The sequence below is a fragment of the Hymenobacter sediminis genome (assembly GCF_003231285.1).
In the GTDB taxonomy this organism is placed as follows: Bacteria; Bacteroidota; Bacteroidia; order Cytophagales; family Hymenobacteraceae; genus Hymenobacter; species Hymenobacter sediminis.
In genome coordinates this window covers 109,321-135,398 of the sequence record NZ_QKNS01000004.1, presented here as the reverse complement: position 1 = coordinate 135,398, position 26,078 = coordinate 109,321, and the positions used below count along the sequence as shown (strand labels likewise).

General features: G+C 55.0%; 22 protein-coding genes. 18 read left to right on the top strand and 4 right to left on the bottom strand.

Annotated elements, in window-relative coordinates; translation table 11 throughout:
• The first annotated feature begins 25 nt into the window (after window positions 1–25).
• The 9 genes from DNI29_RS12175 (at window position 26) to DNI29_RS12135 (ending at window position 11,184) form a co-directional block, all read left to right on the top strand.
• Entirely contained in the window at window positions 26–970 is a 945-nt protein-coding gene (locus DNI29_RS12175; protein WP_110978391.1) for a glycosyltransferase family 2 protein, read from the top strand.
• Between the two features lie 169 nt (window positions 971–1,139).
• Complete coding sequence (locus tag DNI29_RS12170; protein WP_110978390.1) at window positions 1,140–2,915, top strand: ABC transporter ATP-binding protein; 1,776 nt, start codon at window positions 1,140–1,142, stop codon at window positions 2,913–2,915.
• Window positions 2,916–2,979: 64 nt separating this feature from the next.
• Window positions 2,980–4,125, top strand: coding sequence for a glycosyltransferase family 4 protein (locus DNI29_RS12165; RefSeq protein ID WP_110978389.1), 1,146 nt, complete (start codon window positions 2,980–2,982; stop codon window positions 4,123–4,125).
• A 124-nt stretch (window positions 4,126–4,249) separates the two neighbouring features.
• Window positions 4,250–5,245: a hypothetical protein gene (locus DNI29_RS12160; RefSeq protein ID WP_110978388.1), complete on the top strand. Its 996-nt coding sequence runs from the start codon at window positions 4,250–4,252 to the stop codon at window positions 5,243–5,245.
• Entirely contained in the window at window positions 5,242–6,126 is an 885-nt protein-coding gene (locus DNI29_RS12155) for a hypothetical protein (protein WP_110978387.1), read from the top strand. Before DNI29_RS12160 ends, DNI29_RS12155 begins: the two co-directional genes overlap by 4 nt.
• A gap of 30 nt (window positions 6,127–6,156) precedes the next feature.
• Window positions 6,157–7,083 (top strand): glycosyltransferase family 8 protein, encoded by a 927-nt coding sequence (locus tag DNI29_RS12150; RefSeq protein ID WP_110978386.1) that lies wholly within the window; start codon window positions 6,157–6,159, stop codon window positions 7,081–7,083.
• A gap of 35 nt (window positions 7,084–7,118) precedes the next feature.
• The gene (locus tag DNI29_RS12145) at window positions 7,119–8,006 is read left to right on the top strand and encodes a glycosyltransferase (protein ID WP_110978385.1); all 888 of its coding nucleotides are present in this window, start codon (window positions 7,119–7,121) and stop codon (window positions 8,004–8,006) included.
• A gap of 69 nt (window positions 8,007–8,075) precedes the next feature.
• Window positions 8,076–9,932: an asparagine synthase (glutamine-hydrolyzing) gene (asnB, locus tag DNI29_RS12140; RefSeq protein WP_110978384.1), complete on the top strand. Its 1,857-nt coding sequence runs from the start codon at window positions 8,076–8,078 to the stop codon at window positions 9,930–9,932.
• A gap of 64 nt (window positions 9,933–9,996) precedes the next feature.
• Window positions 9,997–11,184, top strand: a complete 1,188-nt coding sequence (locus tag DNI29_RS12135) for a glycosyltransferase (protein ID WP_162303594.1) — start codon at window positions 9,997–9,999, stop codon at window positions 11,182–11,184.
• Between the two features lie 27 nt (window positions 11,185–11,211).
• Here DNI29_RS12135 and rffA read toward each other — a convergent pair whose 3' ends face one another.
• Window positions 11,212–12,351: a dTDP-4-amino-4,6-dideoxygalactose transaminase gene (gene rffA / locus DNI29_RS12130; RefSeq protein ID WP_110978382.1), complete on the bottom strand. Its 1,140-nt coding sequence runs from the start codon at window positions 12,349–12,351 to the stop codon at window positions 11,212–11,214.
• Window positions 12,348–13,301 carry a glycosyltransferase family 2 protein gene (locus DNI29_RS12125; RefSeq protein ID WP_110978381.1) on the bottom strand — a complete coding sequence of 318 codons (954 nt, stop codon included), beginning with the start codon at window positions 13,299–13,301 and terminating at the stop codon, window positions 12,348–12,350. The genes rffA and DNI29_RS12125 overlap by 4 nt, the downstream gene beginning before the upstream one ends.
• A 176-nt stretch (window positions 13,302–13,477) precedes the next feature.
• On the opposite strand from DNI29_RS12125, the gene DNI29_RS12120 reads away from it, so the two are divergent.
• Window positions 13,478–14,545: a glycosyltransferase gene (locus DNI29_RS12120; protein WP_110978380.1), complete on the top strand. Its 1,068-nt coding sequence runs from the start codon at window positions 13,478–13,480 to the stop codon at window positions 14,543–14,545.
• On the opposite strand, the gene DNI29_RS12115 is transcribed toward DNI29_RS12120, so the two are convergent.
• Together DNI29_RS12115 and DNI29_RS12110 are read right to left on the bottom strand one after the other, a co-directional pair.
• Window positions 14,497–15,861: a hypothetical protein gene (locus DNI29_RS12115; protein WP_123823228.1), complete on the bottom strand. Its 1,365-nt coding sequence runs from the start codon at window positions 15,859–15,861 to the stop codon at window positions 14,497–14,499. The two genes, DNI29_RS12120 and DNI29_RS12115, sit on opposite strands and share 49 nt — an antisense overlap.
• 21 nt (window positions 15,862–15,882) lie before the next feature.
• Window positions 15,883–17,139 (bottom strand): tol-pal system protein YbgF, encoded by a 1,257-nt coding sequence (locus DNI29_RS12110; RefSeq protein WP_110978378.1) that lies wholly within the window; start codon window positions 17,137–17,139, stop codon window positions 15,883–15,885.
• A 110-nt stretch (window positions 17,140–17,249) separates the two neighbouring features.
• Between DNI29_RS12110 and DNI29_RS12105 the strand changes: the two genes are divergently transcribed.
• The 8 genes from DNI29_RS12105 (at window position 17,250) to DNI29_RS12070 (ending at window position 26,046) form a co-directional block, all read left to right on the top strand.
• Entirely contained in the window at window positions 17,250–18,164 is a 915-nt protein-coding gene (locus tag DNI29_RS12105) for a M20/M25/M40 family metallo-hydrolase (RefSeq protein WP_110978377.1), read from the top strand.
• Between the two features lie 196 nt (window positions 18,165–18,360).
• On the top strand, window positions 18,361–20,571 hold the full coding sequence (locus DNI29_RS12100; RefSeq protein ID WP_110978376.1) for a sodium-translocating pyrophosphatase: 2,211 nt from the start codon (window positions 18,361–18,363) through the stop codon (window positions 20,569–20,571).
• A gap of 101 nt (window positions 20,572–20,672) precedes the next feature.
• On the top strand, window positions 20,673–21,212 hold the full coding sequence (hpt, locus tag DNI29_RS12095) for a hypoxanthine phosphoribosyltransferase (protein ID WP_110978375.1): 540 nt from the start codon (window positions 20,673–20,675) through the stop codon (window positions 21,210–21,212).
• 120 nt (window positions 21,213–21,332) lie between these two features.
• A complete protein-coding gene (locus DNI29_RS12090) occupies window positions 21,333–21,956 on the top strand; it encodes an adenylate kinase (protein ID WP_110978374.1) in 624 nt (207 codons plus the stop codon).
• Between the two features lie 212 nt (window positions 21,957–22,168).
• Window positions 22,169–23,167, top strand: a complete 999-nt coding sequence (gene obgE, locus DNI29_RS12085; protein WP_110978373.1) for a GTPase ObgE — start codon at window positions 22,169–22,171, stop codon at window positions 23,165–23,167.
• Between the two features lie 207 nt (window positions 23,168–23,374).
• Window positions 23,375–23,965, top strand: a complete 591-nt coding sequence (locus DNI29_RS12080; protein WP_110978372.1) for a nucleotide exchange factor GrpE — start codon at window positions 23,375–23,377, stop codon at window positions 23,963–23,965.
• A 93-nt stretch (window positions 23,966–24,058) separates the two neighbouring features.
• Window positions 24,059–25,201: a molecular chaperone DnaJ gene (dnaJ, locus tag DNI29_RS12075; RefSeq protein ID WP_110978371.1), complete on the top strand. Its 1,143-nt coding sequence runs from the start codon at window positions 24,059–24,061 to the stop codon at window positions 25,199–25,201.
• A gap of 335 nt (window positions 25,202–25,536) precedes the next feature.
• Window positions 25,537–26,046, top strand: coding sequence for an RNA polymerase sigma factor (locus DNI29_RS12070; protein WP_110978370.1), 510 nt, complete (start codon window positions 25,537–25,539; stop codon window positions 26,044–26,046).
• Window positions 26,047–26,078: the final 32 nt, after the last annotated feature.

Genomic DNA, 26,078 nt, shown 5'->3' with positions numbered 1-26,078 from the left:
TTCTGCTTTAGTCTTTCCTGCTCTTATGACTTCACCTGAGTTAAGCCTCATTATTCCGTCTAAGGACCGTGCATCCATTTTAGCAGTTACGCTGGCAAAGGTATACCAAGCCATACAGAATGTTAATGCGGAGGTGTTGATTATCAATGACTCCAAAACTGAAGAAGTTATAGTTCCTGTCGAATATCAGGACAAGGTAAGGGCTATTAATAATCCATCCAGTGGAGTGGCTTCTGCTCGAAATCTGGGTGCCAGGCATGCTGCTGCACCATTGCTGGTATTTATGGATGATGATATGTGGGTCAGTGCCGATAATATCAAAGCGACACTAGCCCTACATCAGCAGTACAAAAAAGAAGCTTGGTGCTTCAATCTCAATTGGGTTTATCCGCCGGATTTGCAGGCCTATGTGCAGAGCACACAGTTTGGGCGCTATTTGCACCACTATGGTTTCGACTCCCTCGAAGGTTGGTGCAGAGGCCTCCCTTGGGATAACCACAAACTATTCGCTACTCCTGGTATTACAAGTCAGTATCTGGCGATACGAAAAGTAGATTTCGAGCAGTCAGGGGGCTACAACGAAAAGTTTCCTCATGCAGGGTTTGAAGACCATGAGTTTAGCCAACGTTTGGCAGCTCACAGCATTCAACCCTACATCCTACCTACCAGCGTCATGTATCATAATGAGGCTGACCGCATGAATCTACATGCTTGGCTGGCTCGTAAGCGGCGCGGGGGAGAAACCCGGCGTGTCGCAGTAGAGCTAGGGCATAAGGAATTAGTGTACAACTATGGCGCTTTGAAAGGCGGAATATATCGGGTAGTAGGTGCTGTGCAGCCCCTTGTTCTTGGCGTGCTGTCACTTATTCCCAATACCAAAGCTTTGGACAAACTGTACTTCAGTATCATGAACTTGCTGCTGGGTACGGCTTTGTATACAGGCTACCAAACACTGCCGCAGCGTAAGTAAGAGAGCACCGCAGAGAAGATGTAGTGAGACCTAGCCGATAGCTTTGCCTATCTTTGCACCACCGTGTCAATACTTCAGACACAGTATATTTCCCGGTAATAGCCTATGGCTACTACCACAGTCGCGCATTCAAGACAGGTTGCTGATGCGTTTCCCTTACTAAGAAGCCATGAACCAAGGTATTATCAGCGAAACAATACACAACGTACTGTTTTATCTATCCGATTCAGATCGACGGAAGGCGGTTTGGATGTTCCTGCTGCTGATCTTCTCCTCTGTACTGGATGTATTTGGGCTGGCTTCACTGGTGCCGGTAATTATGGCGGCTTCTCAGCCTGGGTCTATTTTTCGTAATTCCTATTCAAACTGGTTATATCACGCTCTAAACTTTCAATCAGAGACATCGTTCCTAATCTTTATAATTGTTGCTCTAGTAATATTTTTTCTAGTTAAAAACTTATTTACTACGCTAGTAAATTATCAACAAGTTAAATTCACGGCTCATATAGCTTTGAAGGTAGTAGGCACGCAGATAGATAAATATAATAATCTTTCCTTCTGGGACTTTAGCCGTCTTGGCTCATCCAACCTAATCCACTACACAGTTGGTGTACCGCAGGCATTTGTGAATGGCATTATTCGGCAATTATTTGTATTTCTGTCAGAGGTAGTTGTTATTCTCGTAATTGTAGTGTCCATTTTGGTATATCAACCAGTGCTATTTATGGTGCTAGCCGTAGTATTGGCTCCCTCTACCTTTTTTACGTATCGGTTGTTGCGCAACCGCTCCATGCGCATTGGCGTCCGGGTTGATGCACTACGGCCAGTAACGTATTTGCTATTGTCTGAGGCGTTTGCTGGATATATAGAGCTTAAACTCGCGGGTAAGCAGTTTCAGGTTAAGGACAAGGTAATTAGCAATCAAAATGAGTTGCAGGACCTGGAAGCTGTTTCCTACCTATATGGGCAGTTGCCTCTCAAAATGATTGAAATGGTAGCTATTATAGCAGTGGCTACTATCTTTTTGTATTCATTACTTCTGTCGCATGACCCCGAAAATCTGGTGACAATAATTGGGCTATTTGCTGCCGCAGCTTATCGTTTGATGCCATCGGTCAATCGTCTGATCATTGCTATGGTTTCTTTGAAGCAGCACCGATTTACGTTTGATAATCTCGGGAGTCATCGGGACTTGGTACACCGCGTGCTACCAGCTCAACAACCTTTGCCATTTCAAAACTCCATCGAGTTGCGAAATGTGTCTTTTACCTTCCCCGAATCGAGTAAGCCTGTTTTAAATAATATCTCGTTTAAAGTAAATAAGGGGGAGCGGATAGGTCTTATTGGTTCGTCCGGTTCCGGTAAAACAACTTTGATGAATTTGCTTCTTCGTTTTTACGAGGAGCAACAAGGACAACTGCTTATCGATGGTCAGCCCTTGACAGAAAATAACTTAGAGGCGTGGTACAAGCTAGTAGGCTACGTGAAGCAAGATACCTTCCTGATGGAGTCGTCCATCCGGGACAACATCACCTTGGCCGAACAAGAAGTGGACGAGCAGCGGTTGCAATATGCTATTGAGCAAGCTTCGCTGGCTGACTTTATCCAGTCTTTGCCGGAGGGAATTGACACGTACGTGGGTGAGCGGGGTTCGCGCTTGTCCGGGGGGCAGCGCCAGCGCATAGGCATTGCCCGGGCGCTGTACAAGCGTACGGAGGTGCTGCTGATGGACGAGGCTACCAGCGCGCTGGACAATGAAACTGAGCGGGAAGTAAACGAGGCCATCAGCCGCCTGGCTACCACCGACATTACTATTTTCATTATTGCCCACCGCATTACTACCCTGCGGGACTGCACTCGTATTTACGAGCTAAAGGATGGGGAACTGATAGCCGAGCGAACCTACCAGGAACTGGTAAGCCGCACGCTGGCGCCCAGCAAATAGGAGGGGAGAAAGACTAGTATACCTGGCTACCTGCGCCACTACCTCCAGATTTTAGTAGTTGTTTATGTCTGCTTCCCCGGTACCCGGCTCTCCTGTTCGCGTCACCTACATCATTTCGGCCGTTAATAAGGCGCTGTCCTTCGAGTGGATTGCCAAGCACCTGAACCCCCATAGGGTGGCCTTGTCCTTTATTCTGCTGAACCCGGCCGACAGCGAACTGGAACAATATATCCGGGAGGTGGGCTTGCCTGTGGTGCGGGTTGTATATCGGGGTAAGGCGGACCTGTTACGGGCTATACGGGAAGTGCGAGGCCAACTCAACGTCTGGAAAAGCCAGGTAGTGCACACACATTTGTTTGACGCCAATGTGGTAGGGCTGCTGGCCGCGTGGTCGGTGGGCGTGCCGCGGCGCATCCTGACACGGCACCACTCCACCCTGCACCATCAGTACTTCCCCCGGGCTGTATACTACGACCGGTTTACTAATGCCCTGACTACCCACATCGTGGCCATTACGGAAATGGTGAAGCGGATACTGGTGGAAAAGGAGGGGGTGAAGCCGGAAAAGATCCGCCTGATTCATCATGGCTTCGACCTGGGAACTTTTATGCAGCCCCAGCCGGAACGGGTAGCCGCTCTGCAGCAGAAGTACCAGGCGAACGGTCGGCACCCGGTTATTGGGGTTATTGCCCGACAGACCGAGTGGAAGGGAATTCAATATATCATCCCGGCTTTTGCCACGCTGCTTACACAGTACCCCACGGCCAAGCTGCTGCTGGCCAACGCCCACGGCGACTATCAAAAGGAAATTCAGGCCCTGCTGAACCAGTACCTGCCGGCTGAGTCGTACGAGCAGATTCGATTTGAAAACGATTTGGGCTCTTTGTACCAGCTGTTTGATGTGTACGTGCACACGCCCATTGATGACCACAGCGAGGCATTTGGCCAAACTTACGTAGAAGCGCTGGCGGCTGGCATTCCGGCCGTGTTTACTCTTTCCGGCGTGGCACCAGAGTTCATCCGTCACGAGGAAAATGCGCTGGTAGTTCCTTTCGCCGACAGCGCTGCCATTGCCGCTGCCGTGCAGCGCTACCTGACCGACCCCTCCTTGCGCGCGCACGTACGGACGGCAGGGCAAACAGTTGCGACTCAACGATTCGGGTTAGACACGTATCTTTGCGCCTTGGAAGACCTGTACTGCGGACAGTAATCATACCCGCTCTGGCTTTCAACTCCTGTTTTCGTAACCTCTGATTTTCATTGCTGAACTGAAGGGTAGCGCTGCCTCCAAAGCAGTATGCTCGCCGGTTTCGCCTTTTAAGCGTTCTGTTCTCATGCATTTGCTCGTAACCCAATCGTTCGGCCGGGAAAGTGAGTACCGCCGGGCTTTGCTCACTATTATGAGCTTTTGGGCATGGTATAGCGGTCCGGTCAATCAGGTTAAAACCGTGCTGTTCACGGACGCTCCTGATTTCTTCCGGCCGTACCTGACGGACATTGAGGTGGACTACGTGCTGCTGACTCCCGAGAAAATCAAGGTAATGCGGGGTGAGATTGATTTTCTGCACCGCATGAAAATTGCGCTGATTGAGGAAGCGTTTCAGCGTCATCCGGGGGCCGACATACTCTACGTCGACTCTGATACCTTTTTCACGGCTGACGCGCTACCCTGGATGCAAGCTTTCCGGCCTGGACGCAGTTTCATGCACCTGCTGGAATACCCTTACGAGGAATGTCGCAAGCTACCCCTGCCTATGGGTGTAACGTTTCACGCATTCCTGAACCTGATTGAGCAGCAGAGCTTCCAAACTTCGCGGGGCATAGAGCACTACTCGGCTACGCAGGAGTCATGGAATGCTGGTGTGATGGGCCTTCCGGCGGAAATACTGGCTATGATTCCGGATGTGTACCAGCTCACAGACCAGTTCTATCCTCCTACGCAGAACCATGCCAGCGAGCAGTACGCCTTTTCCCTAGTGTTGCAGACCCGCACCGACTTGCATCCCTGTGACCAGTACGTCTACCACTACTGGTACCGCGTGAAGAAGCAAATCACGGATTTGGTGCTGGCCGACGCCATTACGCCCGAGTTTCAGCGTAAAACCTGGGCCGATAAGCTGGTAGCCGTACAACGCCTGACGCAGCAGCTACCCACTATCTACGAGGAGCACCCTCTAATGCTCCAAGACAATGCCGTGCAGGCCTTCAATGAGAACCGTTTCCGGGAAGGGTATCAGCACGCTTGGGTGGCGCTGCGCAAATCGCCGTTTACGCCCTCCTTTCTGAAAGACGTGCTTTATCACGCCAAGCGCCATATTACCCAAGCATGAGCCAAGCCATAAAAATTGGGTTCTGCGTAGCCTACGACTGGTATTTCCTGGAGCACTCGCTGCCGCTGGTGTACGAGCAGGCTGACCGCATCTGCCTGTCACTGGATCAGGACCGCATCAGTTGGGCCGGTAAACCGTTTTCTTTCGACGACGAGGCTTTCTTCGCCTTGGTTAAACGGCTGGACACTCAGAATAAGATTGACATCTACCAGGACGACTTCCACCGGCCGGAGCTTGCACCCATGGATAATGAGGTGCGGCAGCGCCACCTGATTGCGGAGCGGCTGGGTAAGGGCGGCTGGCACGTGCAGCTGGATGCCGACGAGTACTTTCTCAACTTCGCTGGTTTTGCTAAGTGGCTACGTGGGTTTAATCCCTCGCGCCCCGTTAATATCCGCTGCCCCTACATTACCCTGTTCAAACAGTTGGACAGCGGTTTTCTGGCCGTCGACCGACAGCAGCAGCTCTGGGCTGATGTATCCAACCCAGTGGCTACCAATGCCCCTGCTTACTACCACGGGCGGGTCAGCCACTGGTTCAACATCTACGCACCTTACTTTATTCTGCATCAGTCATGGGCACGCGACGAGCAGGAGATTCGCGAGAAAATCAGCAATTGGGGTCACGCCCACGACTTTGACACGCAGGCGTATCTGGATTTCTGGTTGAAACTCAGCCCGGATAACTACAAGGAGGCCAAAAATGTCCATCCTCTCGATAAAGAGGCATGGCCCTTGCTGCAATTTGTGCCCGGGCAGCGCATTGCTGATCTGGTACCGTTTTATACGGAAAATCCGCCGCAAACCCCCAGCCAGTTACGGCTGTTGTGGGAGAATTCGTTGTGGGCCTCGCGGCTGCGGCGGGTACTCCGTTTTCAGTAATATAGAACTTGTTTAGCTGATTTTCGCAGTATGTCCGCCTCGCGCGTTTTCCATTTGGGTATCACATTTGATCAGAACTATCTGGATCAATTTTATGCCTTAAGTACTTCAATATTCGTCAGCAACCCAAGCATGCCAATTGCAATACATGCTATTGCAACTGGCATCCAGACGGCAGATAAAGCTAAGATTGAAGAACACGTACAGGCTCATAATTCTACTATTACCTTTTATCAAATTGATCAGAGCTTAATCTCTCAGTTTGTCTTAGGGAGCAAGTGGACTGCTGCTGTTTACTACCGCCTCTTCTTCGCATTTCTAGTGCCTGAATCAGTAGAGTACTTACTCTACATCGATAGTGACACGTTAGTGGTGGGCGATTTAGATCAGTTTAATCAGATTGACCTAGGCACGTGCCCTGTAGCAGCGGTGTATGATAATTGGGTAAAGACGCAACCTTTATTGGGTATTACAGAGGAGGGGCAGTATTTCAACTCGGGGGTGCTGTTTATGCAGATGAAAGAGTGGCGTAGACAACAAATTTCAGAGCAGGCACTACAATATCTGCAACAGTACCCCGAGCGGATCAAGTATGTGGATCAATGTGCACTGAATGCAGTATTGCGTAACAATTGGAAAAAAATCGACAGCAGATTCAATACGCTGCATTCGTACGTTCCGGAAATGCTGCCACGTAAGGAGTTTGAAACCTATTTGACCGACAAAGTAATTTTGCATTTCACTTTGCACAGGCCTTGGGCCATGCTGTGCCAGAACCGTTTTCGGTATTTATACCACCGTTATCTGCAGCAGTCACCCAGTACCCAGAAAGAGCTTTACACTGACTTTGCTCTAAGTAAAGTGCCTGCTTTGCTACGCATTCGGCTTAGAGAGCTGTACATAGATAACCCGGCGCTGGGCCGGCAGTGGCGGCAGCTCAAAGCAAAACTACGCTAAGCGGGGACGCCCCTGCCTAAAATTAACCTGTAAGAATGGTCGTAGCTTCGTTGGTATCCGTTGTAATTCCGTGCTATAACGCGGAGAAGTACATTGCTGCTACCCTGCAATCAGTGCTGCAACAAACTTACCCGGCCGTGGAAGTGCTAGTGGTAGACGATGGCTCGAAAGACGCATCGGCGAAGATTGTGGCCGACATTGCTCGTACCCAGCCTCAGGTGCGTCTGCATTCCAAGCCTAACTCGGGTGTGGCCGATTCGCGCAATGTGGGAATCAGCCTGGCCCAGGGCGAATACATTGCTTTCCTAGATGCCGATGACCTGTTTGAGCCGGAAAACCTAGCCCGAAAAGTAGCATACTTGGAGCAGCACCCGCACATCGGGCTGGTGCATTCGGCAGAGGAGCGGTTTCAGTCGGAAACCAACCAAACGGTAGAAGTTATCCAGGGCAAAGGCGGGCAGGTGCTACCTCTGCTGCTGGAAATGAGTACTACAGTTATTCACAGCCCTTCTAGCGTGGTGGTGCGCCGGAGCGTACTGGATGAAGCTGGGCACTTTGATACCAAACTCTCTACCTCGGCCGACTGGGAAATATGGGTGCGCTTGGCCCGGTGCACGGAGTTTGGCTACCTGACCGAGACGCTGGTGCGCTACCGCATTCATGGCCAACAGATGCACAACAATATTCCGCTCATGGAGCGGGATATGCTCTACGCTTTTACCAAGCTACACCAAGAAGGTAGCTACTTTTCGTCGGAAGCGTACTACCGGCAGTGCCTGGCCAATCTGTACCTGATTCTGGCGGCCTGCTACCGCGGCGACATGCACGATAATGCGCGTTTCCTGCGCTTTCTGGCTAAATCTGTTTCCACCGACGTTCGCCCGCTGTGGCGACGGCTGCGTCGGTCTGGTTCGGCGGCCTAATTCATTTAGCGCCCGAGTGAGGAGTAGCGGCGTAGCTATTCTTCACGGGTCATAACTCTTCACTTGCCCATGTGCGGTATTGCTGGTTTTCTGAATCGTACGGCGGCCTCTCCTCTCACCGAGGAAATGCTGCGCAATATGACCACGTGTCTGGCCCACCGCGGCCCGGATGCTGACGGTTTCTATTTCGACGGGCAGGTGGGGCTAGGCCACCGCCGCCTGAGCATCCTCGATTTATCCTCGGCCGCTAACCAGCCGATGTTTTCGCACAACGAGCGGTACGTGACCATTTTCAATGGGGAGGTGTACAACTTCCAGGAAATCCGCGACCAGTTAGGCCTGCACACGCGCACTACCTCCGATACCGAAGTTATCTTGGAAGCCTTCGTGCAACTGGGGCCCGATTTCGTGCAGCTGCTCAACGGCATGTACGCCATTGCTATTTACGATAAGCAAACAGGTCAGCTGGATGTGTTCCGGGACCGGCTGGGCAAAAAGCCGATTTACTACTACCTCGATGGGGCGACCTTCGCGTTTGCCTCGGAGCTGAAGTCAGTCGTGAATCTGGCGCCCATCCGGCGGCGCCTGACGGTGGATAAGGAAGCCGTCAATCAGTTCCTCTACCTAGGCTATATTCCGCGGCCGCGCTCCATCTACAACGAGATTAAAAAGATGGACTCCGGGGCCCACATCCACGTTACGGCGACAGAGTTCACGGAGGCGCGCTACTGGAAGCTGGAAGAGAAAGTAGCCCCGCAGGTACTCAGCGACGAAGTCGAGGCCAAGCGGCAGCTTCACGATTTGGTGCGCACCTCGGTACAATACCGCATGATTTCGGACGTGCCGTTCGGTACGTTCCTCAGCGGCGGCATCGACTCCAGCTTGGTAACGGCCATGGCCCAGAGCGTTTCGTCCACACCGGTCAAGACGTTCTCCATCGGCTTTGACTCGGCTAAACACAACGAGTCGAGCTACGCCGCCGCCGTGGCTATGCACCTGGGCACCGATCACCACAGCTTCACCGTAACGGAGCGGGAAGCCCGGGAAAGCATGGCCGAGCTGGCAACCATCTACGACGAGCCCTACGCCGACTCCTCGGCCGTGCCTACCCTGATGGTGTCGCGCTTGGCCAGGCAGCACGTAACTATGGCCCTGTCGGGGGATGGGGGCGACGAACTGTTTCACGGCTACGGCATGTACACCTGGGCCAACCGTCTGGCCAAGAGTAGCGTGAATCTATTACGGCACCCGGCCCGTCTGGTGATGCAGCAGATGAGCAACCGCTACAAGCGTGTGGCCGACTTGCTGAATTATCCGGCCCAGGAGCGGTTGCGGAGCCACATCTTCTCCCAGGAGCAGTACCTGTTTTCCGAAAAGGAAATTGCCAAGCTGCTGAAGCCCGGCCTTAACAGCCTGCCGGCCCTGCCTGAGCAGTGGCCCGCCCCCCGCACGCTTACCCCGGCCGAGCAGCAGGCTATTTTCGACATGCAGTACTACCTGCAGGATGACCTGCTGGTGAAAGTAGACCGCGCTTCCATGCGCTACTCCCTGGAAACCCGAGGGCCGCTGCTGGATTACCGCATTGCCGAGTTTGCCCTCAACCTCGACCCGGCCCTCAAAGTGAAGGATGGTGTGAGCAAATATCTACTTAAGCAGGTGCTTTATGACTACGTACCGGCGCACATCTTCGACCGGCCCAAGTGGGGCTTCTCCATTCCGCTGGGTACGTGGCTGAAGAAGGACCTGCACTACCTCATTGACGAGTACCTCAAGCCTCAGGTGCTAGAGCAGGTTGGCTTTGTACGCCCGGAGGTAGTGAAAGAGCTGGTACGGCGGTTTGAAGCCGGCGAGGACCATTTGTACAATCGTGTGTGGCTATTAATTGTGCTGCACCAGTGGGCTACTACCCATCAGTTAGCGGCCTAACGTTTTTTATTTTACCGGCATGAGTTCATCCGCGCCCCGCGTTCTGTTTATTTCCTACGACGGCATGACTGATCCCCTGGGACAGTCGCAGGTGTTGCCCTACCTGGTGGGGCTGGCCCAGCAGGGCTACCGTATCACGTTACTGTCAACGGAAAAAAGGGAGCGGTTTGCCCAGCACGAGAAAACCATCCGGGCCATTATTGAACCGGCTGGAATACGGTGGGAGCATATTTTTTTCACCCGCAAGCCCCCGGTGTTGGCCAAGTTCTACGACCGGTATCAACTGCGGCAAAAAGCGCTGGCCCTGCACCAAGAGCTAGGCTTTGATATGACCCACTGCCGTAGCTACGTAAGTGCTGAGGTAGGGCTGCTGCTCAAGCGCAAATATGGGGTGAAGTTCCTGTTTGATATGCGCGGCTTCTGGGTAGATGAGCGGGTGGAAGGCGGCATGTGGAATCTGCAGAATCCCATCTACCGACGGGCCTATCGCACCTATAAGCGCAAGGAAACCGAGTTTATTGCCGCTGCCGATGGCATCATCAGCCTCACGGAAAATGGCAAGGGAGAAATGCAGACCTGGCCGGCCTACCCGGGTACGCCTATTACGGTCATTCCGTGCAGCGCCGATTTCTCGGTGTTTCCCTTGCTGACCCCGCAGGACCGGCAGACAGCCCGTAGACAGCTCGGCTACGATGAAAAAGCTTTGGTAGTTAGCTACCTGGGCTCTATTGGGGCTTGGTACCTGCTGGATGAAATGCTGGCGCAGTTTGCCGTTATCAAACAGCACTACCCAGGTGCCAAGATGCTGTTCGTAACCCAGGAGCCGCCGGAAATGGTGCTGGAGGCGGCCCGGAAAGTGCCCGGGCTGGATCTCACCGATTTCCTGGTGCGTCCTGCTACCCGGAAGGAAGTACCCGGCTTAGTGGCGGCGTCGGATCTGAATCTGTTTTTTATCAAGCAAAGCTACTCCAAGAAAGCCAGCTCGCCCACCAAGCTCGGTGAGATTCTCGCCATGGGCCTACCTGTGATCTGCAATGATGGGGTAGGGGACGTAGCGGATATCATTCGGCAAACGGACGGTGGCACGGTAGTATCCCGGCTGGAGCCCACGGGCTACGAGGCCGCCGCCCGCACCATTCCTGAGCTGCTGCAGAAAGATGGACACCACCTGCGCCAAAAAGCTCAGGAGTACTACGATTTGCAAACTGCTATCGGGCGCTACGTGGGGGAATACAAGCGGTTATTGCAATAGCTGGTCGTTCTTACGTAGTTAAAGCCGCTAACTAGGAGGGAGATAAAACTGCAGAATCAGCTCTGACACCCGACCTTGCTGCGTCTCGCTTAGCTCATAGTACAGCGGAAGCCTGATGAGATGTGCCGCGTAGTAACAGGCTCGCGGTAGGTCCGGGCCAATATACCGGGAGCGGAAAAAGGAGCTGTCGTGAAGGGGCTGGTAGTGAAAGACGGCCAGAATATCGTGGGCCGCCAGATGGTTAATGAGCTGCTGCCGCTCTTGGGGGGAGCGGCACAGCAGGTAAAAGATATGGCCGTTGTGGGCCGCGGCGTAAGCCGGAATATGAGGTAAGCCTACTCCCACGGCGGCTAGGGGCGCCAAGGCCGCCTGATACCAGCGCCACTGCCGCAGCCGCTGGCCCTGGATGCGCTGGCGGTGCTCCAATTGGGCCCACAGGAAGGCTGCCGTCATCTCCGATGGGAGAAATGAAGAGCCAACGTCGACCCACTCATACTTGCCCGTTTCGCCCCGGTAGAAGGCGGCCCGGTTGGTGCCTTTTTCCCAGAGAATCTCAGCCCGCTCGGCAAACTGAGCATCGTTGATAGCCAGCAGGCCCCCCTCCCCGGCGCTTATGTTCTTGGTTTCGTGGAAGGAAAAGGCCGCCAAGTGTCCGATAGTGCCCAGCCGGCGGGTGCCGTGGTACGACTCAATAGCTTGGGCTGCGTCCTCAATTAGAATCAGGTTGTGCTGCCGTACGAGGTATAGCAGCGCGTCTAGGTCGCAGGCCACCCCAGCGTAATGCACCAGCACCATGGCACGGGTGCGCGGCGTCAGCAGGCGGGCCACTTCTGCTGGGTCGAGGTTGGGGTGATCCGGGCTGCTGTCAGCGAAAACAAGTGTAGCCCCGCGCAGCAGAAAGGCGTTTGCCGTAGAGGTAAACGTGAACGACGGCAAAATCACTTCGTCGCCGGGCTGCAGATCGAGCAGCAAAGCAGCCATTTCCAAGGCCGCTGTGCCGCTGTGTGTGAGCAGGGCGCGGGCAAAGCCGTAGTGTTGCTCGAAAAACTGCTGGCAGCGCTGGGTAAACACGCCGTTGCCGGAAAGCTTGCCCAAGGCCGCCGCCTGGGCAATGTACGTCAGCTCCGGGCCGGTCAGGTAGGGCTTGTTGAAGGGAATGGGCGTCATGAAGTCGGAGCAGGAGTAATTGTATCTACTACGTACAGAGGGCGGGCCCGCACTCCCTCAAACGTTTTGCCTACGTACAGGCCCACTACCCCGAGCACGGTAATAAGAACGCCGGAGAAAAAGCAAAGCGACACAATCAGACTCGCGTAGCCGAGCACCACAATCTGGCCCCGCAGGGCGCGCGTCAGCATCACCACGCCCAAGCCAAACGCCACGCCGGCCAGCAGCAGGCCGAAGTATACCGCCAGCCGCAAGGGTTTGTCGGAGTAGGTAAGCATGATGTCCAGTGCCAATTGTAGGCGCCGTGCCAAGGAGTAGGAGGTAGGCCGCTCGCTGCGGCCATGCTGCACGGGCACAGAGGTTTGCCGGAAGCCGGCCCAGCGGACCATGCTGGGAAAGTAGCGGGTGCTTTCTCGCAGCCGAAGCACCGTATCAATCAAGCGGCGGTGATAGATGCCAAAGTTGCCTACCTCGGGGTCCTGAAGCTGACCAGTAAGGTAGGCTAGCACAGCGTAAAAGGCGCGCGCTTGCCACACAGTAAACGGCGAATCGGTGCGGCGGCCCCGCCGTGCCAGCACGGCATCGTAGCCTTCCTGTGCCGTTGTCCAGAGCCGGTCGATTTCCTCTGGTCGGTCCTGCAGGTCGCAGTCCAAGACCACTACCCACTCGCCTCGGCTGTGCTCCAGCCCAGCTGTAATGGCGTGGTGCTGGCCAAAATTGCGCGAAAGCCGCACGCCCCGCACGCGGGCTGTGCGCGCGGCATGCTGGCAGATGGCCGTCCAGCTTTCGTCCCGGCTGCCATCATCCACTAGGAGTATCTCGTATTCTCCCGGCAGATTGGTCAGGGCCGCTTCCAAGCGAGCTACCAGTTCGTCTAGGACCTGCTCGGCCTGATATACGGGGCTAACCACGGACAGGAGCGGAAGCGAAGACGAGGAACCAAAAGGCATACGCTGGGAAGTGAACAAGCGAGTCGGATGCCTCACCCGAGGAACGGCTACTTGGCTGGGCCGCAAAGATAACAAGCCGGAAATGTGTCAGTGGCAATGACCGCTGCGTAGTAACTCATACAGCGCTAGATACAGTACCTTTGCCGATTCTAACGCCGGCCTACCTACTTTTGAGCATGCGCATTCTGTTTCTAGTTCCGTATCCTGCGGGCAAAGCACCTTCCCAACGGTTTCGTTTTGAGCAGTACTTCGAGGCGCTAACTGCCGCGGGGTACCAGTACCGGGTTGCTTCTTTTATTTCCGATGCGACGTGGTCTATTCTCTACAAGTCCGGTCATCAGTTGCAGAAGGTAACCGGCATTCTGGGCGGGTTCCTGCGCCGGACCGCCCTGCTGTTCTCCGTTCCGCAGTACGACTACGTGTTCATCCACCGCGAAGCCTCGCCCATTGGCCCGCCCGTGTTCGAGTGGCTGATTGCCAAAGCGCTGGGTAAAAAGATTATCTACGATTTCGACGACGCAATCTGGATTCCAAATACTTCGGAGGCTAACAAGATAGTGGCTGGGGTGAAGTGGCACCATAAGGTAGATAGCATCTGCCGCTGGGCCTATAAGGTAAGCTGCGGCAACGCCTACCTGCGCGACTACGCCCGTCAATTCAACCCCAACGCCATCATCAACCCTACCACTATTGATACCGAGCACCTGCACAACCGGGTACGTAACCAGCAGGCCCCAGGCAAATTGGTGATTGGCTGGACCGGTACACACTCTACCCTCAAGTACATTGAGCAGGTAGTACCCGTGCTGGCTCGCTTGGAGCAGGAGTTTAACTTCGAGTTTCGAGTTATTTCCAACCAGCCACCGGCACTGCCCCTGCGCAGTCTGGTGTACGTGCCCTGGCGCAAGGAAACCGAAATAGCCGACCTGCTGACCTTTCACGTGGGCTTGATGCCGCTGGAGGATGATCCGTGGGCAAAGGGCAAGTGCGCTTTCAAGGCCCTGCAATACATGGCCCTGGGTGAGCCGGCGCTGGTTTCGCCGGTAGGCATGAATACGGAAGTAGTGCAGGAAAATGTGAACGGCAACATCTGCGCTACCCCCGCGGAATGGGAAGCGGCGCTACGGCGATTATTGATAAACCCATCCTTGCGGGCGCAAATGGGTGAAGCGGCCCGCCGCACCATTGAGGAGCGCTACTCGGTAGTCGCCAACCGCCGCAACTTCCTAGGGTTATTTAGCTGAGGACGGCGGGCTGGGGCTTTCTTGGCTGAAGCCATGGCCTGCATGATGTAGAGCGCCGCCAAGTAGAACGGCATCAGCGGAATCTTGTAGCGCACCAGCGTGCCGAAGTTGCCACTGTTTATGCCTACCCCAATGGCGAAAATGATGGAAAAAAGGAAGCTGAAAGTCAGAATTGGTTTGCCCAGAATAAGCTGAAAGCCCTTGAGCAAGCCCGTCCGGTAAAACAAGCTTACTGTCAGCCAGATAAATAGCGTCGCCTCCAGGGCCGAGAGGAGCATAATGGGGTTGCGGGCCTCAAACAAAAACGGCCGGTATAACGACACGACAATGGCCTGCGGGCCTACCTTCACCAACGAGCCCATCGAGCCATCAAAATCCCCGATGTTGTAGGCTGAGCCGTTGGCCACGTAATGGGTCAGGTATTGTTGATTGATTTTGGTCCGCTCTCCAATTTTTTCCACATCGTACTTCTCGTCACCTGCTGTAAGCCCGGTGGCGCCCACATAGCCTGCCCCTAGACCCAGAATCAAGAAAAGAGGCTTGAGTAGCATGCGGGTGGTAGCGGACTTGATGCGCTGGTTGTTTTCGTTAAAAATCCAGAGTAGCGCCGGGGGCAGGAAGGACAGCAGGATGTACACTTTCACTGACAGCAGAATATATACCCCTAGCCCCCCGAGCACGGCGGCGGTAAAAATGTTTTTCTTGTCGATAAAGACGTGATAAAACCCGTAAAAAGCCCAGCCCAGCGCGCCTAGGCAAAGCGAGTCTTTCATTAGGCCGGAACCCCAAAAAAATACCGAGGGTAGGAAAAACACGGCAATAGCTAGCTTTTTATACGCAGTAGGGTAGAGCTTCACGAACGTGACGTACATGGCCCATACACCACAGAAGCTAGTGAAGGCAAAGCATAGGGCAATAACCGTGTAGGTATCAAAGCAAAACAGGGCAAAAAAGCTGGCTACCTGAATTACGGTGTACTCTGTGGGGGCGTCGTACCAGTACATCTGGCCGGTATAGCGCAGCATGTCTGCATCCGGCGGGTGTTGGCTCGTGAGCAATTTCAGGCCCGTGCTGAAGGAATCACCGAAGGCCCCGTAGATTACCTTGGTGTGAAAGAAGTAGTTAAACGTGTCGCCGCCCCCGTAGTAGAACTGGTAGATCAGCCCCAGGCCAATGGCTCCCAAGAACTTAAGTGATAGAGCTGGAATAAAGTATTTGCGCGTTAACGAATTTGTGAACCGCTTGCGCACGGCAAAGGCTATTGCGTAGAATATCCCGAGGTACAGTGGGGTTAAGAATAAGTCTTTGAGTTCCATACAGTGCGCGCGGGGCCGTCCCTACTTACGATTCGTCTTTAAGTACGCTTTGGCCTCCTTGTATTGTTCCGAATTATGGTCGGATTTGTCAAGGACTACGGTATAGTACCGACGGGCAGCGGCGGCATCTTTGCTACGGTCTGCAAGACGTGCCAGGGCTAGGTTAGCAAAAACGTAAAAGCCATATTTGGTTTCGCCGTTGGTTTCGGCAAATACAATGCAGCGCTGGTAGTACTCCTTGGCCTTCGTGAAGTCCTTGTACTTGTTCTGCATGAGGTAGCCTAGAAAGTAGGTGGCGTACCGGCCGCTATTAGCCTCGTAGCCTGGTAGGCCACGGTTCAGCTTATCTAAAATGTCGCGGCTCACCCGTTCGCACTCCCGAAATTCACCTTGGCGGAAACAAGCATTGGCGTAGATACGCTGTAGATACCCATTGTCGGGATAAGTAGTGGCTAGGTAGCGTGCAATGGGCATGGCCTGCTCAGGCTTATCTTCCTCATTCATGAGGATGCGCATGAGAAATACCCGCGCCTCTGGCCCTACGTAAAACCCGTTGTCAGCTACGTTGCGCAGTTGTTGCAGACCTAGTTGCTTGTTCCCTTTCGGGAAGAAGAGTAGCACTGGCTTAAGCAATGGGTAGTTGTCCGGAATCCAGACCGCATAGTAGTTGAACAGAGCCTGGCCAAATAGAAACTCTGGGCTCAACCCGTTGGCTTCCTTGCTTTTATCGAGGTAGTCAAGAGAGCGTTTGGCCCCTACAGTAGCTTTGCGCCAGTCGCGCCGTTCTGCGTGTAGACGAGCGTCGAAGCCGTAGCTGGCCGCCAGGAAAAAACAGGCCTCGTAGTTACGAGTATCTGCCTTATACAGAGCTTCACCCTTGGTGATGGCCGTGTCCATATAGGCAAAGAATAGCTTGTCGTATTGCGTGTTGGCAATGTTGGAAGGCATTATTTTCCACCACGTGCTCAAGCCCATCAAGAAGTAGGGCATGGGGTGGTTAGGGTAGCGCCGGCGCAAACTCCGGAACTGGCGCTCTGCCTTATCGTACTTGAAATTGTAAAGATTGAAAACCGCGCCTTCCAGCTCGGTCTGAATATCCTTATCTAATAATAGCCACCCTTTGGTGTCAACGGCATTCGGAGCTACATCTACGTTTTCCAATTGCACTTGCCGCACTGTATCCGGTAAAGGAGCCGGCCGGGTAGTGTCGGGTTGCTGTGCCCACACCGTTAGCGGCAGTAACAGCAACAACAGGACAAATTGGAGTTGTTTAACCATAAGAATAGCGAATTGCGGCTTCTGCTGCGAGTCAAAAATATTCCGGGCCGCCCATCAGGACAGCTAAAGTAGAACATTTGGGCTAGTTTTGGACAAATAAAATACGCCATATGCAGCTTTTACAAGCCCTTTGCCAGATAGCAGCCCCTTCTGGCAACGAAGCTCCTCTGACAGAATTCTTACTCGGCTACATACAGCAACACCAAAGCCAATGGCGCACCCAGCCAACCGTACTGTCGGGCGGAGAGTTCCAGGATTGCATTATTCTTATATTTGGAAAGCCAAGGACGGCTGTTTTCGCCCATCTCGATAGCATTGGGTTCACGGTACGCTACGGCCGGCAACTAGTGCGCATCGGAGGTCCCGACGCGGAAACAGGCTATCCGTTAGTTGGCCGCGACTCGCAGGGAGAAATAGAGTGCACACTCGTTGTAAATGAGGAAACAGGAGCGCTCAGCTACGATTTTTACCGCGAAATTGATCGGGGTACAGAGCTAACCTTCCGCTGTGACTTTCGGGAAACTGAAACCTCGGTGCAAAGCTGCTACCTCGATAATCGGCTTGGAGTCTGGACCGCCCTGCGCCTCTGCGAAACGCTGCAAGACGGCATCGTGGCTTTCTCATGTTGGGAAGAGCACGGTGGTGGCTCAGTAGCTTACCTGGCCCGCTACATCTATGAAACCTACGGCGTGCGGCAGGCGCTTATCTCCGATATTACCTGGGTGACGGAAGGTGTGCACCCGGGAGAGGGGGTAGTCATTTCCCTGCGCGACTCTCTGATTCCGCGCCGCAGCTACGTGGAGCGCATCCGCCGCATTGCCCGCGAGGCTGGCATTCCGCATCAGCTGGAGGTAGAGGGCAGCGGCGGCTCCGATGCTAAGGAACTGCAGCACGGTGCCCAGCCCTGGGACTGGTGCTTCGTAGGCGCCCCCGAAGACAATGTGCACTCGCCCGACGAAATCGTGGATAAGCGTGATATCGACAGCATGCTGGCTCTGTATCAGGTGCTGATGCAGGAGCTGTAAGAAGCTTGATAGGGTTGATTGGCCCGGCTGGGGTAGCAGAGGTATTCCTCAGCTGCGCCGGCCGGGTTTCGTCGTATGGCAGGGGTAGGAATACTGCTTATAGCTTGAGGATTAGGGAATAACTTCTATTTTACCTGACCAATCGTTCTTTCCCAGTGTTCACTCTCCCATCCACCTCAACCTATTCCCACCGTTTATGATGAATATTCTCTACGTAGTGCCGGCCCTGGGGGTGCTGGCTTTGCTGTACACATGGTTTCGCTCGGGTTGGGTGGGTAGGCAGGATGCGGGCGATGAGCGGATGCAAACCATTGCCGGCTACATTGCTGATGGGGCCATTGCCTTCCTGAAAGCCGAGTATCGGGTGATGATACTTTTTGGGCTCATTGCTTCGGCTTTCCTGTTCTATCTGGGTAGCACCGGCGAAAAGTCGAGCCCGATCATTGTGGTAGCGTTTATCATTGGAGCCGTGTTTTCGGCGCTGGCAGGCTTCATTGGGATGAAGATTGCCACCAAAGCTAACGTGCGCACGGCTCAGGCCGCCCGCACGAGCCTGAGCCAAGCCCTGAGCGTATCCTTTTCGGGAGGTTCGGTGATGGGGATGGGGGTAGCCGGACTGGCGGTGCTGGGGCTAGGTGCACTCTTCATCGTCTTCTACCAGATGTTTGTGGTGAGCAGAGGCGGCACGGCCAACGGCATTGAGATGGAAACGGCCTTGGAAGTGCTAACCGGCTTTTCGCTGGGAGCTGAGAGTATTGCGCTGTTTGCGAGGGTAGGGGGCGGTATTTACACCAAAGCCGCCGACGTAGGCGCAGACCTCGTGGGCAAGGTGGAAGCTGGGATTCCCGAGGACGACCCGCGCAACCCTGCCACCATTGCCGACAACGTAGGCGACAATGTGGGCGACGTAGCCGGCATGGGCGCCGACCTGTTTGGCTCTTATGTGGCGACTATTTTGGCTACCATGGTGCTGGGCCGGGAAGTAGTAGCGCGCGGCGACCAGTTTCAAGGGCTTTCACCCATTTTGCTACCCATGGTTATTGCCGGAATGGGTATTGTCGCCTCCTTGGTAGGCATCTTGATGGTGCGCGTGAAGGAAGGCGGCAATGTGCAGGGTGCCCTCAACTTAGGCAATTACGTGTCGGTACTGGTATCAGCGGTGGCTTCCTACTTCATCATTCAGTGGATACTACCCGCCGAAGACCTCACAATTCGGGGCACTACCTTCGATGCCATGGACGTGTTTTACGCCGTGGTAGTTGGGCTGGTGGTGGGCACGCTGATGAGTATTATCACGGAGTACTACACGGCCATGGGTAAGCGGCCGGTGCTTAGCATTGTACGCCAGAGCAGCACGGGTCACGCCACTACCGTTATTGGGGGGCTGGCTGTGGGAATGGAAAGCACTGTGCTGCCCATTATTGTGCTGGCCGCGGGCATTGTGCTCAGCTATGAGTGTGCTGGCCTCTACGGCGTGGCCATTGCGGCTGCCGGCATGATGGCTACCACGGCCATGCAGCTCGCCATTGATGCTTTCGGCCCTATTGCCGACAATGCCGGTGGCATTGCTGAAATGAGTGAGCTACCCAAGGAAGTACGCGAAAGGACCGACATCCTGGACGCCGTAGGCAACACCACCGCCGCAACCGGCAAGGGCTTCGCTATTGCCTCCGCCGCCCTTACCTCGCTGGCCTTGTTTGCCGCCTTCATGGGTACGGCCAACATTTCGGCCATTGATATCAGCGACGCGCGGGTGCTGGGCGGGCTGTTCGTGGGGGCTATGATTCCGTTTATCTTCTCGGCCCTGGCTATTTCGGCGGTGGGGCGCGCGGCCATGAGCATGGTGCAGGAAGTACGCCGCCAGTTCCGTGAGATTCCCGGTATCATGGAAGGCACCGGCCGCCCGGAGTACGAGAAGTGCGTGGCTATTTCCACCCAGGCGGCTATCCGGGAAATGATGCTGCCGGGTGCCATTGCGCTAGTGGTGCCAGTTATTGTAGGGTTTGCCTTTGGGCCCGAAGTACTAGGCGGCACGCTGGCTGGCGTCACGGTATCCGGGGTATTGATGGCCATGTTCCAGAGCAACGCCGGTGGTGCCTGGGACAACGCCAAGAAGTCGTTTGAGAAAGGGGTGATGATTGACGGGAAAATGGAGTACAAAGGCTCTGATGCCCACAAAGCTTCCGTAACCGGCGACACGGTAGGGGACCCCTTTAAAGACACCTCCGGCCCGAGCATGAACATTCTCATTAAGCTCATGAGCATTGTGTCTCTGGTTATTGCCCCCCACATTGCTGCCCCTGAGCGGGCCCTGACTCTGGAATCAGGTAAGAAAATCGGCGAAGCCAGGATTGAGCAGCACCACACAGTAGCACAGGTAACTCAGCCGTCTGTTTTTAACCGCTAATTCAGTAAGCTCAACTAGTCAGGCCGCCTTCCTTCGCCAGGAGGGCGGCTTTTTTCTACTACCTTTGCCCGCCCGCTCACCTACGGCCCAACCCCAAACGGATGACCCCGGACCATATTTCGCTGCATAACAAGCAGTTCGAACCTTATCTGTCGGCTGCCCAACTCTCTGATGCGGTGCAGGCCGTAGCCGCCCGCATCAACCAGGACTATGCCGGCCAGACGCCTCTGTTCGTGGCGGTGCTTAACGGCTCGTTTATGTTCGTTGCTGACCTGATGAAGCACATCGCGCTTGACTGCGAGGTAAGCTTTGTGAAGGTAGCCTCCTACCAAGGCACCAGCAGCACCGGCGAAGTGAAAGAGCTGTTGGGCCTCACAGAGGAGCTGCAGGGCCGTCCGGTCATCATTCTGGAAGACATTGTGGACACCGGCCATACTATGCGGATGCTCCTCAACACGCTGGCGGAAAAGCAGCCCGATTCCCTGGAAGTTGCTACCCTTTTCCTGAAGCCCGAGTGCCTGCAGCATGAGCTGTCTATCCGCTACGTGGGCCTCAGCATCCCGAATGACTTTATTGTGGGCTACGGCCTCGACTACGATGGGCTAGGTCGCAACTACCCCGATGTGTACAAAGCCGTGTAGGGAAATTACTGTCGAGTATGCTAGCTAAAATTCGCTGGCATCCGTAGAGGCTTTCCTGCCAGTTGCTTATATTGCTCAATCCACCCCGTTTTTCTCTTCCTCGCGTAACTCCCCGCTCTCATGCTGAATCTCGTGCTCTTCGGCCCGCCCGGTGCCGGCAAAGGAACGCAAAGCCAGAAGCTCATTGCCCGCTATAATCTGGTTCACCTCTCCACCGGCGACCTACTTCGCGCCCAGATTACCCAGGGAACCGAGCTGGGCCTGCGCGCTAAAAAGCTCATGGACGAAGGCTTGCTCGTTCCCGACGAGGTAGTAATCGGCATGATTGACAGTGCCCTGAAAGCCAACAAGCAAGCCGCTGGCTTCATCTTCGACGGCTTCCCGCGCACCGTACCTCAGGCCGAAAGCCTGGACCAGCTGCTGGCTCAGCATGATACCGGCGTTTCGTGCATGGTAGCCCTGGAAGTAGATGAGGAAGAGTTGGTGAAGCGCCTGCTCGAGCGCGGCAAAACCTCGGGCCGCCCCGACGACCAGAACGAAGAAAAAATTCGCAAGCGCGTAACGGTATACAACACCGAAACCGCTCAGGTAGCCGGCTATTATGCTGGTCAGCAGAAATTCCATGCCCTAAACGGCATCGGCGCTATTGAAGATATCTTCGGTCAGATCTGCGGCATCCTGGATGAGCACCAGCCTGCTACTACCGAAGGCAGCCGCCAAGCTACCGACGAAGTAAAAGCGTAACTTTGCAGCTGCTACGGCTTTCGTAGCGGCAGAACTATCTGTCATCCTGAGCGCAGCGAAGGACCTCTACTGCTTTCCTCCAACGAGTTAGGTAGGGGTCCTTCGCTGCGCTCAGGATGACAGTTGTTTTCAGACCATTTCAAAGGAAGAGCCGGAGGTGCGAGCCATTACCCGTTCTCCCCTCCGCATTCTTACCTCCCAAGTAAAAAGCCATGGCTTCTAATAACTTCATCGACTACGTCAAAATCAACTGCCGCTCGGGCCGGGGTGGGGCGGGGTCGCACCACTTCTTCCGGGCCAAGGGCCTGCCCAACGGTGGCCCCGATGGCGGCGACGGCGGCCGTGGCGGTCATATTATTCTGGAAGGCAACTCCCAGCTCTGGACGCTGCTACACCTGCAGTACCAGAAGCACCTGATTGCCAAGCCCGGCGAAAATGGCGGCGAAAACCTGCGTACCGGTGCCCAGGGCGAAGACATTATTGTGCAGGTACCCCTCGGTACCATTGCCCGCGACGCGGAAACCGGCGAGAAGAAGCTGGAAATTACCGAGCATGGCCAACGCCTTATTCTCACGCCTGGCGGCCGCGGTGGCCTCGGCAACGACCACTTCAAGTCGGCCACCAACCAGGCGCCTAGCTACGCCCAGCCCGGCGAGCCCGGTATTGATGAATGGGTAATTCTGGAGCTCAAACTGCTGGCCGACGTAGGGCTAGTGGGTTTCCCGAATGCAGGCAAAAGCACGTTGCTCTCCGTTGTGTCGGCCGCCAAGCCCAAGATTGCCGACTACGCATTTACGACCCTGACGCCCAACCTGGGGGTAGTAGCCTACCGCGACTACAAGTCGTTTGTGATGGCCGACATTCCCGGCATCATCGAGGGGGCGGCAGAGGGTAGGGGCCTGGGCCACCGTTTCCTGCGTCACGTAGAGCGCAACTCCATTCTGCTGTTCATGATTAGCTGCGACTCGCCCGACATCAACGCTGAATACCAGGTGTTGTTGAGTGAGCTGGAGCAGTTCAACCCCGAGCTATTGGACAAGAAGCGCCTGCTGGCCATCACTAAGTCTGACATGTTGGATGAAGAGCTGGAGGCTGAAATCCGGACCACGCTACCTACCGACCTGCCCACCATTTTCATTTCCAGCCTGACCAACAAGAACATCCAACCCTTGAAGGATATGATCTGGCAGGCCCTGCATGCGCAGGAGTAAGGGGCAGAACTTCCTACCCCCTGTCACACCGCAAACCCCTGGCTACCGTCGAGCTATCTGGAATACGCCACTCCGGCTGAACTAACTGCTAGCCGACGAAGGTTTCTGTGCCACAATGACAGCTAATTAAGCTTTGGCAAGTTCCTTGCGCCCCGCCTAGCCTCTATGTCTTCCCGATTCAACCCATTCCGACGATTTCAAGCGAAAATGGCTGACGATAAAACTCCACAATCCGACGAAACTCAATTCGACCAGACCGGCGCTACGGCTGATCATGCCGCTGGCCAACTGCCCGAAGAGCCCAATGCCCCCGAAATTGGAGAGGTAGAAGGTGCGGAAGCTACATCTGGGCAAGGCTCCAAAGCTGATGCCGAATTGGCCGATCTGAAGGATAAATACCTGCGCCTGGCTGCTGAGTTTGAAAACTATAAGCGCCGCACTACTAAGGAGCGCGCCGACCTGTTCAAGACCGCCAACCAGGAACTAATGGTGGCTCTGCTGCCCGTGTTGGATGATTTCGACCGAGCCCGCCACCATACCAAGGACACGGAAGATGCTGGCGCCGTGCGCGAAAGCATCGATATTATTTACAATAAGCTCCAGAAAACCCTGAACCAGAAGGGCCTTGCCCCCATGGAAGCAAAGGGTGGTTCATTTGATCCTGATCTGCACGAGGCCATCACCCAGATTCCGGCTCCGTCGGAAGACCTGAAGGGCAAAATTGTAGATGAGGTAGAGAAAGGCTACTACCTCGGCGACAAGGTAATCCGCCACGCCAAGGTGGTACTGGGCCAATAGTATTGAGACATAGGTAGCAGGTAGCGGGAAGCTGAGGCTTTGCCCTACCTGCTACCAACCTCAGTACGCAATACATACTACTCACTGCTAATCATGGCAACGAAGCGAGACTATTACGAGGTGTTGGGCGTAGCCAAAAACGCTTCGGGCGACGAGATAAAGAAGGCCTACCGCAAGGTGGCCATCAAATATCACCCCGATAAAAACCCCGACGACCCAACCGCCGAAGACAAATTCAAGGAGGCCGCTGAAGCCTACGAGGTACTCAGCGACGAACAGAAGCGTGCCCGCTACGACCGGTATGGTCACCAGGGGGTAGGCGGTAATGGCGGTGGCCCGAACATGGAAGACATCTTCTCCCAGTTCGGCGACATCTTTGGTGGTGGCGGCTTCGAAGGCTTCTTCGGAGGTGGCGGCCGCGGCCAGCAGGGTGGCCGGCGCGTACGCAAGGGTTCTAACCTGCGCATCAAGCTCAAGCTTGATCTGGAAGAAGTAGCCAACGGCGTCGAGAAGAAAATCAAGGTGAAGCGCTACGTAGCGTGCAACACCTGCTCGGGCACTGGCGCTAAAAACGGCACCGACCTGAAAACCTGCGGCACTTGCAACGGCCAGGGCCAGGTGAAGCGCGTGGTGCAAACCATGCTCGGTCAGATGGTGAGTGCCTCTACCTGCCCTACCTGCGAAGGCGAAGGCAAGGTAGTAACCAGCAAGTGCGACGTATGCCACGGCGAAGGCCGCCAACTGCACGAAGAGGTTATTCCGATTAACATTCCGGCCGGCGTTGCCGAAGGCATGCAGCTGAGCATGAACGGCAAAGGCAACTTCCCGGAACGTGGCGGCGTACCCGGCGACTTGCTCATTCAGATTGAGGAAGAGCCGCACGAAGTGCTCAAGCGCGACGGCAACAACATCATGTTCGAGCAGTACATCTCGTTCGTGGATGCCGCCTTGGGCGCTAGCATTGAGGTGCCAACCATTGAGGGCAAAGTAAAAATCAAGGTGGACCCCGGTACCCAGCCCGGCAAGATTCTGCGCCTGCGAGGCAAGGGCATTAAGGACATCAACGGGTACGGCCGCGGCGACCAGCTGATTCATCTGAATGTCTGGACGCCGAAGAACGTGACCAATGAGGAGCGCGAGTTGCTGGAAAAGCTGCGCGACGCCCGCAACTTCACGCCCAACCCTGGCAAGAATGAAAAAGGCTTCTTCGAGAAAGTGAAGGAGTACTTCCAGTAACCCCAGATTCAGACCGGTTTATTGGTTTGCACGGCTTGCCGTGACAATGCTTAGAGCCTACTTTCCCATGGTTTGGGGAGGTAGGCTTTTTGTTTTTAAGTCGCCTTTCCGGTCCGGCGGCCCAACCTTCCGACTGGTTGGCTTTGGGCTGACGCTTGCTGCCAGGGTTTAGCGAGCGGCGAGGGGTAGGGGGCATGTTGGACTTTTTATGCAGGCAGCGCGGGCGTCAACCAGCCAGCTGCCTCTGGTGCCGGACCGGGGTAGGTGAAAAAAGTTGGGCGCGGCTGTAATGCGGAGAAGGGTTCCACGATAAATCCGGCAAACTTCCCCACCGTATGTCTGCCGTTGCTCTCACGCCGGATTTCTTGCACTTGCTTCAGCAGTATCAGCCCTTGCTGCAACGTGTGGTGCGCATGTACTGCGCCGATGCCGACGACCAGCAGGACTTGTACCAGGACATTGTGCTGCAGCTGTGGCGGGCGTGGCCAACTTACCAGGCGCGGGCCTCGGCCAAGCTCAGCACCTGGCTGTACCGGGTGGCCCTGAACGTGGCTATTTCCGATTTGCGCCAGCGGACGCGCAAGCCACTGCCGGAACGGTTTGACGCCGCTCTGCAGGATGTGGCCATGGCCCCGGAGGCCGGCCCCGATGCCGACGACTTAGCCCAACTCTACCGCGCCATTGAGCGGCTCTCTGATGTGGAAAAGGCCTTTGTGCTGCTGTATCTGGAAGAGCGCACTTATGAGGAAATGGCCGATATCCTGGGAATCACCCAAAACAACGTGCGTGTGAAAATGCACCGCGTGCAAGACAAGCTTCGCCACCTGCTCACCCAACCCGCCTGATGGAACTCGATGATTTTCGCCGCAGCTGGCAG